We start from the raw sequence: 9,794 nt of genomic DNA, 5'->3' as shown, positions 1-9,794 counted from the left end.
CCTCGGACACGACAACAAAGCCATGTCACGGGGTCAATCAATTGGCACTGGCTTAACAAGCACCCTGTTGAGTTCTCAAACAACCAACACACACCTTGAAACCGCCTCTTTGTTGAGGCGCTCTCTCGGGGCCTTCGTAACTGTAGAGCGTCTCGGTCGATTTCGCCAAATCGCGATTCCCAGGGGATTCGCTAGCATCGCCCGATCACACCCGCGCTGACGCACACCGAAAGGTGAGTGAAATTGCGGATGGCCTCGCACACCGGCCGATGATCGCGTTGCGACACATCCGCCCGGCTCGTGCTGGCTGTGCAAACTTACTCTCCCCCGCCAGCCCTGTCAACATCCACCCAGGACCCTGCGCATCGCAGGCACAATTTCCGCAGGTGAGAACCGGGTTGCGGCGAGCGCCTCGGCCCTCGCGACGGTCTCACCGAGCGCGGCGGCGGGCGCCGAACGGACCACCGCGAGCAGCCACGCCTCCAGCAGCGTCCCGTCCGAGGGAAGTTCCAGCTCAGGTGGCGGGACCGGAGCAACCGGGGAGGTCAGGGGCTCGCCCGCGGACGCGTACAGGCCGGGCATGACGCCGACCCGGAACGGATGCACGCACGTCGGCACCCCTGTGTCGGCCGTCACCCGATAGCCGAGGGAAGCCGAGAACGGGACGGTGGGCGACGGCCGCGCGGCGACGTCGAAGGCACCCAGCGGCAGGCGCTGCCCCGGACATGCGACGCACGTCTCGTCCCGGAGCTCCTCAGGGGTGAGCATCGGAGAAGCGCCGGGGGTCGAAGAGGCCGAGTGGATGCCGGGTCGCGCCGGTGAGCGCCAGGTCCGCCAGGATCTCGCCCACCACGGGGACGAACTTGAACCCGTGGCCTGAGAAGCCGCACGCGACGGTCACGTTCGCGTGCCCGGGATGCCGCCCGATGACGAAGTGCGCGTCCAGGGTGTTGGTGTACATGCAGGTCTTGCCGCGCAGGTAGGTGCCGGCGACACCGGGCACCCGGTCGGCGAGGTGCGCGGCGACGGCTGCGATCTCGTCGGGGCGGATCGACCGGTCGATCGTCTCGGGCGTGGTCACCTCGCCGCCGCGGAAGAACGCGACCTTCACCCCGCCGGAGGGGCCGTCCAGCGCCGGGAAGCCGTAGACCTGCGTTTCCGGCGGCCCCTCCCAGATGAAGATCGGCTGGCGGTCCGGCAGGTACGCCGAGACCCCGCCGACGGGCTGGAAGAAGAACTGCACCTGCCGCTCCACGGAGAACGGGATGCCCAGATCCGCGAGCAGCGAGGGCGCCCACGGCCCCGGACAGATCACCAGGGCTCCGGCCGAGTAGGTGCCGCGAGCCGTCCGCACCTGCACCGCGGAGGACGATGACGTCCACTCGGTGACCGGCTCCTCGAAGCGCAGCGATGCGCCCAGCGCCGAGGCCCGGTCGAGGTTGGCGCGGACCGTCTCCTCGGGGCGGACGAGTCCCGCCTTCCGCTCGTACAGGCCGACCTCGTGCGGCTGAGGTCGCAGGTTGGGGAACCGCCGGCGGATCTCGGCCGCGTCGAGCATCTCGTGCGGCAGCCCCCACTGCTCCGAGCTGCGCCGGCTGCCGGCGACCGTGAGGCTGTCGGGCGAGCCGATCATGATACCGCCGCACAGGTCCATCAGGTCCCGCCCGGAGTCCCGCTCGAGCGCCGCCCACAGCTCGTACGAGCGCAGCAGCAGCGGCACGTAGGCCGGGTCCTCGAAGTAGGTCTGCCGGGTGATCCGGGACCCGCCGTGGCTGGCGCCCTGGTCGTGGGCGGGCCCGAAGCGCTCCAGGCCGAGGACGCGCCGGCCGCGGGCGGCGAGATGGTGCGCCGCGGCGCTGCCCATCCCGCCGAGCCCGATCACGATGACGTCATAGGTCTCCACTGGTCGTCGAGACTACCGGCTGTAGAACTCCACGATGAGCTGCTCGTCACACAGGACGGGCACCTCCCGGCGCAGCGGCAGGCGGATCAGCGTCGCGGTCAGCCCGGAGATGTCGACACTGAGGTACGGCGCCGTCCGCTCGCCCACGTGCGCGCCCGCGGCGGCCACCACGAACGGCGTCTTCTGCCGGCTCCGCTCGGCCACCTGGATGACGTCACCGGGGCGCAGCCGCGCGGACGGGCGGTCGACCCGGCGGCCGTTCACGGTGAGGTGCTGGTGGGTGACGACCTGACGGGCCTGGTAGATCGTGCGGGCGAAGCCGGCCCGCAGGACCAGCGCGTCGAGGCGGGTCTCCAGGTCGACGATCAGCTCCTCGCCGGTCTTGCCGGGCCGGCCGGCCGCCCGTTCGAAGGCGTGCCGCAGCTGGCTCTCCCGCAGGTTGTACTGCGCCTTCAGCCGCTGCTTCTCCAGCAGCCGGACCTTGTAGTCGCTGTGCTTCGGGCGGCTGCGTCCGTGCTGGCCGGGCGGGAACGGGCGACGCTCGAAGTACTTGACGCACTTGGGGGTCAGCGGCATACCGAGCGCCCGGGACAGACGGACCTTCGGCCGAGACTGGTTCATTTGCAACCTCTCTACTAAGGTAAGCCTAACCTTAGGAGGTCTCCTTGCCCGGGATCAAGCTCCCCACCGCCGCGGAACGGCTCCGCACGCTGCTGGCCGCCGCGTCATCCCTGACGCTGCACGTCCCCGGTCACCGCTGCGACCTCATCGGCCGCCATCACGTCGACGAGACCGGCCGGGTGATCGTGGAGCTGCCCGCCGGCAGCCACGTCGCCCTGCTCGTCGAGGCCGAGCGTGACGTCGCCGCGGTGATCGAGATCACCGACGTGGCACCGACGCCCGTCAAGGGAAGGGTGCGGTCCAGGGCCGTCTATCAAGGGTGGCTCCAGCACGACGGAGACCTGCGGGCCGTGCTGGAGCTCGTTGAGGCGACCCTCGCCGATCCGCTCCTCGGCGAGGTCCGGGTCGACGCCGGCGAGTTCGCCGCCGCACGCCCCGACCCCCTCGCGACGGATGAGGCGGACCTGCTGTGCCACCTGACCGGCGCGCACCCGGAGGCGATCGAGCACCTGTCGCGGCTGATCCCGCCGCACCACCTGCACGGCGTGCGCCGCATCGTGCCCATCCGGATGGACCGCTTCGGCGTGGTGCTCCGGCTGGAGTTCGCCGCCCGCCACCGCGACGTGCAGCTGCCGTTCAGCGCGCCGCTGCGCACCGCCGAGGAGGCCGCGCCGCGCATGCACGAGCTGCTCGCCCGGGCCCGCTGCTGCCAGCGCAACCACTCCGGACACTGAGGCACTACCATCTATAGATTTATATCTCTGGATGGAGGCCCAAACCCATGCGCCGAATCCTGCTCAGCACCCTGGCGGCCGCGGCGATCCTGCTGCCGTCCCCGGAAGCATCGGCCGCGCCCGTCACCAGCTGGACCAGCACCCCGGGCACGGCGTGGTGGACCGACGCGACGCTCACGGTCAGCATCGACGACTCGGTCCGCCCGTCCGTCGCGGCCGCGCTGACCAGGGCCGTCACGCTCAAGGGCGGCACGGTCCTGCGTGAGCCGGGCACGTTGCGGCCGCACATCGCCGGCGGCGACTGGTTCAACACGACGAGCGGTCGTTGCCTGCTCGGCTTCAACGCCAAGGCCGGCGCGACGTACTACTTCCTGGCGTCGGCGCACTGCGTCCCGGCGGTCGGCGCGACCGTCTACGCCGGCACCGGGACCGGCACGGTCCTCGGCGTCGTCGCGGCCCGGGACCCGAGCTACGACTACGCGCTCGTGCGGTACACCAACACCACCATCGCCAAGCCCAGCGCGGTGAACCTGTTCGCGGGCGGCCTGCAGCCGATCACCTCGTTCGGCTCCGGCACGGTGGGCCAGGCCGTGCGCCGCACCGGACCGAACGGGGTCCGCACCGGCACGATCACCTCGCTGAACGTGACCATCAACTACGCCGGCGGCACGCTGTACAACATGATCCGCACCACGGTGTGCAGCGAACCCGGCGAGAGCGGTGGCCCCCTCTTCGCCGGATCCGTGGGCATCGGCATGAACTGGGGCGGCAGCGGCAACTGCGCGACGGGCGGCACGAGCTACTACTCCTCGGCCCGGCGCGCGGCGACGACATACGGCGTTGCCCCTTACTAAAGTCCCGACCCCGTGCCACGTTTGAGCGGAAGGATTTCGATCTACGAATAGGGGAAGCGGATGCGGCTCGGCGTCCAGTTACCAACCTCCGGCGCCCTCGCGGGGCCCGCGAACATCGCGCGGGTCGCGAAGGAGGCCGAACGCCTCGGGTACGACTCGGTGTGGACCTACGAGCGGCTGCTGCGGCCGATGGCGGAGATCTCGATGTTCGGCGCACCGCCGGCGCGCATCCCCGAGACCTACCGGCTGACCTACGAGCCCCTGGAGACGCTGAGCTACGTCGCCGGGATGACCGAGACCGTCAAGCTCGGCACCAGCGTGATCGACGCGCTGCTGCACCCGCCGATCGTCCTCGCCCGCCGCTTCGCCACGCTCGACCAGCTCAGCGGCGGGCGGGTGATCGCCGGCCTCGGTCAGGGCTGGATGCCTCAGGAGTTCGAGGCGGCCAATGTACCGATGAAGCGCATGGGCGCCGGGATGGACGAGGTCGTCGCGGCGATGCGGGCCTGCTGGGGGCCCGACCCGGCGGAGTACCAGGGCCGCTTCTACAAGATCGAGGCCTCGGAGGTGAACCCGAAGCCGGTGCAGCAGCCGATCCCGGTCCTGTTCGGCTCCACCACCCCGGCCGGGATCGCGCGGGCCGCCCGGATCGCCGACGGCTTCAACCCGATCGCGTTCTCGCCGGAGCAGCTGACCGAGACGGTCGCCACGTTCCGCCGGCTCGCCACCGAGGCCGGCCGGGACGCCGCCGCGCTCACCGTCGTCGCCCGCGCCAACGTGCCGCTGACCGACGACCCGATCGGTGAAGGCAGGCCGTTCCTCGGCGGCTCACCCGAGCAGGTCGCCGAGGACGTCGCCCGCCTCGAGGGCAGCGGCGTCGACGAGATCCTCGTCGCCAGCATCCGGCAGACGGACATCGACCTTGAGCTCCGCCTCCTCGACCGGCTCCGGAAGGCGGTCGACAGCTCCGCCTGATGCCAGTCCTTGCTTTCGCGTGTAAGAATTCTCTTACAGGTGTCGAGCAAGGATGAGAGGTGGCGTCGTGAAGGCGTTGGTCCAGGACGCGTACGGGCTCCCGCGGGACGTCCTGCGGCTGCGGGAGGCCGACCCGCCGGAGCCGGGCCCGCGGCAGGTGCTCGTGCGGGTCGCGGCCGCGTCGGTCAACCCGGCCGACGTGTTCCTCAGCACCGGCAGGCCGTGGCTGGTGCGGCTCGGCGCCGGGCTGCGCCGGCCGCGGCGCACCATCCCCGGCGGTGACGTCGCGGGGGTGGTCGAGGCGGCCGGGGCGGAGGTGACCCGCTTCCGCCCCGGCGACGCCGTCTTCGGCCGGTGCGTGGGCGCCTTCGCCGAGCTGGCCGTCGCTGCCGAGGACGACGTGGCCGCGAAGCCGGCGGCGATGTCGTTCGAGGCGGCGGCCGCGGTACCCCTCGCGGGCACGACGGCACTGCAGGCGCTCCGCGACGTCGCCCGGGTGCGGCCCGGGCAGCGGGTCCTGGTCGTCGGCGCGGGCGGTGGGATCGGCGGGTTCGCCGTCCAGCTCGCCAGGCACTTCGGCGCCGAGGTCACCGGGGTCTGCGGCACCGCGAGCGTGGACCGCGTCCGGTCGCTGGGGGCCGGCCGCGTCATCGACCACACGCGCGAGGACTTCACGGCCGGCGACGACCGCTACGACGTCATCCTCGACAACGTCGCGGCCCGGCCGCTGTCGCGGGTCCGGCGGGTCCTCGCACCGGCGGGCGTGCTGATCCCCAACAGCGGCCGCGGGCGGCTCGCCGGCCTGGACCGGATCGTCGCCGCCCGGCTCACCGGCCTCGTCGTCCGGCAGCGCATGGCGACGTTCATCGCCCGGGACAGCCGCGACGACCTGGTCACGCTCGCCGGGCTCGTCGAGGCGGGCGCGCTCGTGCCACCCGTCGGCGCCACTTACCCCCTGGCGGCCGCGGCCGACGCCCTCGCCGAGGTCGCCGCCGGCCACGCCCGCGGGAAGCTGATCGTCAGTGCCCTGAGGGGCAGCGTTCCGTGAAGGTCAGCGCTCCAGGACGGGGACGAGGCGCCCCGGCGGCGTCGCGCGGCGGCTCCACTCCCTCGGGTAGCCGACCGAGACCTCCTGGTGCCGCACCCCGTCCTGCCAGGTGGTGCGGGGGATGTGGAGATGGCCGTACACGACCTCCCGCGCCCTGAACCGGGTCGGCCACTCCGCGGTGAGGTCGGTGCCGCACCACAGCGCGAACTCCGGGTAGCGCAGCACGTCCGTGGGGTGCCGCACGAGCGGGAAGTGGTTGACCAGCACGGTCGGCAGCTCGGCGGCGGCGGCCTCCAGGCGCGGCTCGGTCTGCTCGACCCTGGCGCGGCACCAGGCGTCGCGGCCGCTGTACGGGTCGAAGTGCAGCAGCACCTCGTCGGTGCCGACGATGCCCGCGGCCTGCGCGGTCGCCATGGCCTCCTCGGTGCTCGACGTGCCCGCGGGCCACCACGAGTAGTCGTAGAGCACGAACAGCGGTGCCACGATCACTGGCCCGCCCTCGCCGTCCCACACCGGATACGGGTCCTCGGGCGTGACGACCCCGAGGTTGCGGGCCATCGCCACCAGCCGCTGGTAGCGCTCCTCGCCGCGCGACTGGTCCGGGTCGTCGCGGGTCGTCCACAGCTCGTGGTTGCCCGGCACCCAGATCACGTTGGCGAAGCGCTCCCGCAGCGTCCGGAGCACCCACCGGACATCGGCGACCTTCTCCCCCACGTCGCCGGCCACGATCAGCCAGTCGCCGTCGTCCGTCGGCTTCAGCTGCTCGACGATCTCCCTGTTCTCCTGATACGACACATGCAGATCACTGATCGCCAGCAGTCGTCCGGTCACGATTGGACCTTAGCCGCTGGCATCGCCCGGTGACGATCTCGTGCGTGCGGGACACGACGCGGGGCCCGCACCGGTGCGGGCCCCGCGGGTGGTCGACGACCGGTCAGCCCACGGTCGGGATCGGCACCACGGTGTCCGTCGGGACGGGCACCACATCGGTCGGCACAGGCACCACGGTGTCGGTCGGGACGGGCACCACGGTGTCGGTCGGCACGGGCACCACGGTGTCCGTCGGGATGGGCACCGGGACGCTGGCGCACGACGGCGTCGAGCCGGGCACCGGGGTCGCGCCGGTGGTGTCCCCCGGCGACGGCGTCGCGCTGGTGTCACCGGGCAGCGGGGTCGAGTTGATCCCCGGCAGCCCCGTCGAGGTGTCGCCGGGCAGCGGCCACGGGTTGGTGCCGGGCTGCACCGACGTGGTGTCGGCGGGCAGCGGCACCGTGCCGGCGGCACCACCGGTCGGCACCGTGCCGTCGCCGGGCGTCGGCATCCCGGTGTCGCCGGGCAGCGGCACCGTGGTGTCGCCCGGCGTCGCGATCGGCGTCGACCCGTCCATCCCGGGCGGGATGATGATCGGCGCGCCGGTGTCGGACGGCGCCGTGGTGGGTCCGCCGGGCAGGTTCGGGTCGGGCGTCGCGCCCAGGCCGCCGGGCGTCGTCCCCGGGTAGACCGGTGGCAGGCCCGGGTCGACGGTGCCGCCGGGCGTCGGGGTGCCGAACGTGCCGGCGCCCGGGCTCGTGGCACACGGATCCGGGACCGTGAACGGGCCCCCGTTCGGGTCGGTGGTCATGGATGGGTCCGGCGGCTGCGCGATGCTTGGGTCGGTCCACGGCGGCATGGTCTCCGCGACCCGCGCCATGCCGTCGCCCGTCGCTTCGTGCGCGCCCGCCGTCTGTACGATCCCGCCGGTCAGCGCGACGAGGAACCCCGCCGCTCCGACCACGACCGGAATCCGGAGCCGGCCGCCTTTCGGGCGCTGTCGTGTCTGAGACATCTCGTAGAAACCCCCGTTGGTCTCGCTCGATTGCCCTTCACCCTACGTAGTTGGCCAACTACGGATCGCTGAAACGCGGGATCTTTGTCGTATCTCGCGACGCGCCGTAGCGCCACGCCGGCGAAGAGCAGCAGGAGGCCGGTGACCAGGGACGAGCCGACCGGTGGTCCCGTGGTGGCGAGCCCGCCGGTCCGGGCCCGGCGCACCGGGGGCGCGGCCGCCGGGCCGGTGCCGGGGCCGCCGGTCACGGGGGCGGTCACCGGTTCGGGCTCCGGTCCCGGCAGCGGCCCGATGTCCGGCGCCGAGCCCGGCAGGTCCGCCCACAGCAGGAGGCTCCGCACCGTCCCGTCGGGAGCGACCCCGCGGGCCAGGAACGCCAGCCGCATCCCCGCGGTCGCCACGACCGCCGTCCCGTCCGTCGTGGCGGTGGGGGTGCCGAGCAGGTCCACCCGCACGTCGTCGGCGGCGCCGCCCGAGGTGTAGGCGGCGAACCGCACCGACGAGTTGGGCGCGAACCCGCCGCCGTCCAGCGTGATCGGGTCGCCCGGCTCCATCACATCGCGGGCGCCGCCGCGGCTGCTGTTCAGCGAGCCCGACGCGATCAGGTCCGTCGCCTGCGCCGGCATCTCCGGAAACGTCGGCGTGGTCCAGACGGCGGCCGGCACGGGCGGGGACTCGCCGCCGTACTCGCCGTGGGCGACGACGGAGACCTGGTAGTCGGCGCCGATCGGCACGAACATGGTGCACCGGTCGGCGGTGCCGTCGAGGGTGGCGCAGCGGCCGTTGCTCGTGGAGGTCGCGGAGTAGTGGCTGATGCCGGAGCCGGCGTCGGCGGGCGGCCGCCACGACACCATGAGCCCGCTGTCGCGGGCCACGGCCGTCACCGCGAGCGGCGCGCCCGGCGCCACACCCGGGTAGACGGCCGTGCTGGGCATGCTCGGCGGCGAGTCGGCCGGTCCGCTGCCCGGGGCGGCGTACGCGACGACGGTGAAGACGTGGGCGCGGCCGTTGGCGAGCCCGGTGATCACGCACGCGGCGCCGGTCGTGGTGCAGGTGAGCCCCCGGGCACGGCGGTGACGGTGAACCACGCGGCTGCCGCGCCGGTCGTGGCCGGCACCCAGCTCACGGTCGCCCGCCGGTCCACGGGCCCGCCGGACAGGATCGGGCCGAGCCAGCTGACCTGCGCGGAGTTGGGCAGCGCCACGACACCCACGCCGGGCGGCGGGCCGGGCGGGCCGAGCACTGTCAGCGCCGACAGGACGCTCGCCGGCGAGGTGCCGGCGCCGTTGATCGCGGTCGCGACGACGTTGAACGTGTAGCCGCCGCCCGCGGTCAGGCCGGTGACGGTGCAGCTGAGGCCGGTGGTGGTACAGGTCGCGCCGCCGGGGTAGGCGGTCACGGTGTAGCCGGCGATCCCGGCGCCCGGGTTGGCGGGCGCGGTCCACGACACGGTCGCCTGCCGCGCGCCGGCGGTCACGTTGATGCCGACCGGCTGGCTGGGCGGGTTCAGCGGATCGGTGACGGTGGCGGTGACCGGGCTCGACGCGACGGAGGTGCCGCCGAGCCCGGTGGCGGTGACGGTCACCGACCACGTGCCGGCGGGGACGGTCGGCATGGTGCAGTCGAGCAGCGCGGAGGTGCAGGTCCTGGTCAGGGCGCTGCTGGTCGCGGTCGCGGTGTAGCCGGTCGCGCCGCCCGATCCGAGCCAGCTGACGACGATGGTGTTCACGCCGCCGACCGCACCCACGCCGGTCGGGGCCGAGGGGGCCGCCTGGATGCCGGCGATGCCGTCGCCGGCGGACGGTTTGGCGGACGCCTTCACTGAGTCCTTCGC

11 protein-coding genes are annotated in these 9,794 nt (G+C 73.0%); 4 read left to right on the top strand and 7 right to left on the bottom strand.

Features of this window, described 5'->3' with window-relative positions; all coding sequences use genetic code 11:
• Positions 1–339: 339 nt before the first annotated feature.
• Genes ABZ321_RS42970 through rpsD form a run of 3 tightly spaced genes read right to left on the bottom strand, consistent with a single transcriptional unit; the run spans position 340 to position 2,524 of the window.
• On the bottom strand, positions 340–768 hold the full coding sequence (locus ABZ321_RS42970) for a hypothetical protein (RefSeq protein ID WP_344512259.1): 429 nt from the start codon (positions 766–768) through the stop codon (positions 340–342).
• A complete protein-coding gene (gene solA, locus ABZ321_RS42965) occupies positions 755–1,903 on the bottom strand; it encodes an N-methyl-L-tryptophan oxidase (RefSeq protein WP_354901504.1) in 1,149 nt (382 codons plus the stop codon). Before solA ends, ABZ321_RS42970 begins: the two co-directional genes overlap by 14 nt.
• A 12-nt stretch (positions 1,904–1,915) precedes the next feature.
• Complete coding sequence (gene rpsD / locus ABZ321_RS42960; protein ID WP_344512255.1) at positions 1,916–2,524, bottom strand: 30S ribosomal protein S4; 609 nt, start codon at positions 2,522–2,524, stop codon at positions 1,916–1,918.
• 44 nt (positions 2,525–2,568) lie between these two features.
• Here rpsD and ABZ321_RS42955 point away from each other — a divergent pair, with 44 nt between their 5' ends.
• From ABZ321_RS42955 to ABZ321_RS42940, 4 genes are all read left to right on the top strand, one after another.
• Positions 2,569–3,258, top strand: coding sequence for a DUF2470 domain-containing protein (locus tag ABZ321_RS42955; protein WP_354901502.1), 690 nt, complete (start codon positions 2,569–2,571; stop codon positions 3,256–3,258).
• Between the two features lie 47 nt (positions 3,259–3,305).
• Positions 3,306–4,112, top strand: a complete 807-nt coding sequence (locus ABZ321_RS42950) for a S1 family peptidase (protein ID WP_344512252.1) — start codon at positions 3,306–3,308, stop codon at positions 4,110–4,112.
• A gap of 60 nt (positions 4,113–4,172) precedes the next feature.
• Positions 4,173–5,087 carry a TIGR03619 family F420-dependent LLM class oxidoreductase gene (locus ABZ321_RS42945; protein ID WP_344512250.1) on the top strand — a complete coding sequence of 305 codons (915 nt, stop codon included), beginning with the start codon at positions 4,173–4,175 and terminating at the stop codon, positions 5,085–5,087.
• A 67-nt stretch (positions 5,088–5,154) separates the two neighbouring features.
• On the top strand, positions 5,155–6,135 hold the full coding sequence (locus ABZ321_RS42940; RefSeq protein WP_354901500.1) for an NAD(P)-dependent alcohol dehydrogenase: 981 nt from the start codon (positions 5,155–5,157) through the stop codon (positions 6,133–6,135).
• 3 nt (positions 6,136–6,138) lie between these two features.
• Here the strand turns inward: ABZ321_RS42940 and ABZ321_RS42935 are convergent, their stop codons facing one another.
• The 4 genes from ABZ321_RS42935 to ABZ321_RS42920 all read right to left on the bottom strand — a co-directional run bounded on the left by ABZ321_RS42935 (position 6,139) and on the right by ABZ321_RS42920 (position 9,782).
• Positions 6,139–6,966, bottom strand: coding sequence for a metallophosphoesterase (locus ABZ321_RS42935; RefSeq protein ID WP_354901498.1), 828 nt, complete (start codon positions 6,964–6,966; stop codon positions 6,139–6,141).
• A 103-nt stretch (positions 6,967–7,069) separates the two neighbouring features.
• Positions 7,070–7,909, bottom strand: coding sequence for a hypothetical protein (locus tag ABZ321_RS42930; RefSeq protein WP_354901496.1), 840 nt, complete (start codon positions 7,907–7,909; stop codon positions 7,070–7,072).
• Positions 7,876–8,988, bottom strand: coding sequence for a fibronectin type III domain-containing protein (locus ABZ321_RS42925; protein WP_354901494.1), 1,113 nt, complete (start codon positions 8,986–8,988; stop codon positions 7,876–7,878). The genes ABZ321_RS42930 and ABZ321_RS42925 overlap by 34 nt, the downstream gene beginning before the upstream one ends.
• Entirely contained in the window at positions 8,985–9,782 is a 798-nt protein-coding gene (locus tag ABZ321_RS42920; protein ID WP_354901492.1) for a fibronectin type III domain-containing protein, read from the bottom strand. The genes ABZ321_RS42925 and ABZ321_RS42920 overlap by 4 nt, the downstream gene beginning before the upstream one ends.
• Between the last annotated feature and the right edge of the window lie 12 nt (positions 9,783–9,794).

Source organism: Dactylosporangium sp. NPDC006015 (assembly GCF_040614215.1).
In the GTDB taxonomy this organism is placed as follows: Bacteria; Actinomycetota; Actinomycetes; order Mycobacteriales; family Micromonosporaceae; genus Dactylosporangium; species Dactylosporangium maewongense.
Note: the sequence above shows the minus strand (reverse complement) of the source record. Positions and strands in the feature narration are given on the sequence as shown.

Bases quoted from the DNA above. Each gene is read 5' to 3' on its own strand.
- ABZ321_RS42950 (WP_344512252.1), top strand. From the start codon at position 3,306: ATGCGCCGAATCCTGCTCAGCACCCTGGCGGCCGCGGCGATCCTGCTG.
- ABZ321_RS42970 (WP_344512259.1), bottom strand. From the start codon at position 768: ATGCTCACCCCTGAGGAGCTCCGGGACGAGACGTGCGTCGCATGTCCG.
- ABZ321_RS42945 (WP_344512250.1), top strand. From the start codon at position 4,173: ATGCGGCTCGGCGTCCAGTTACCAACCTCCGGCGCCCTCGCGGGGCCC.
- rpsD (WP_344512255.1), bottom strand. From the start codon at position 2,524: ATGAACCAGTCTCGGCCGAAGGTCCGTCTGTCCCGGGCGCTCGGTATG.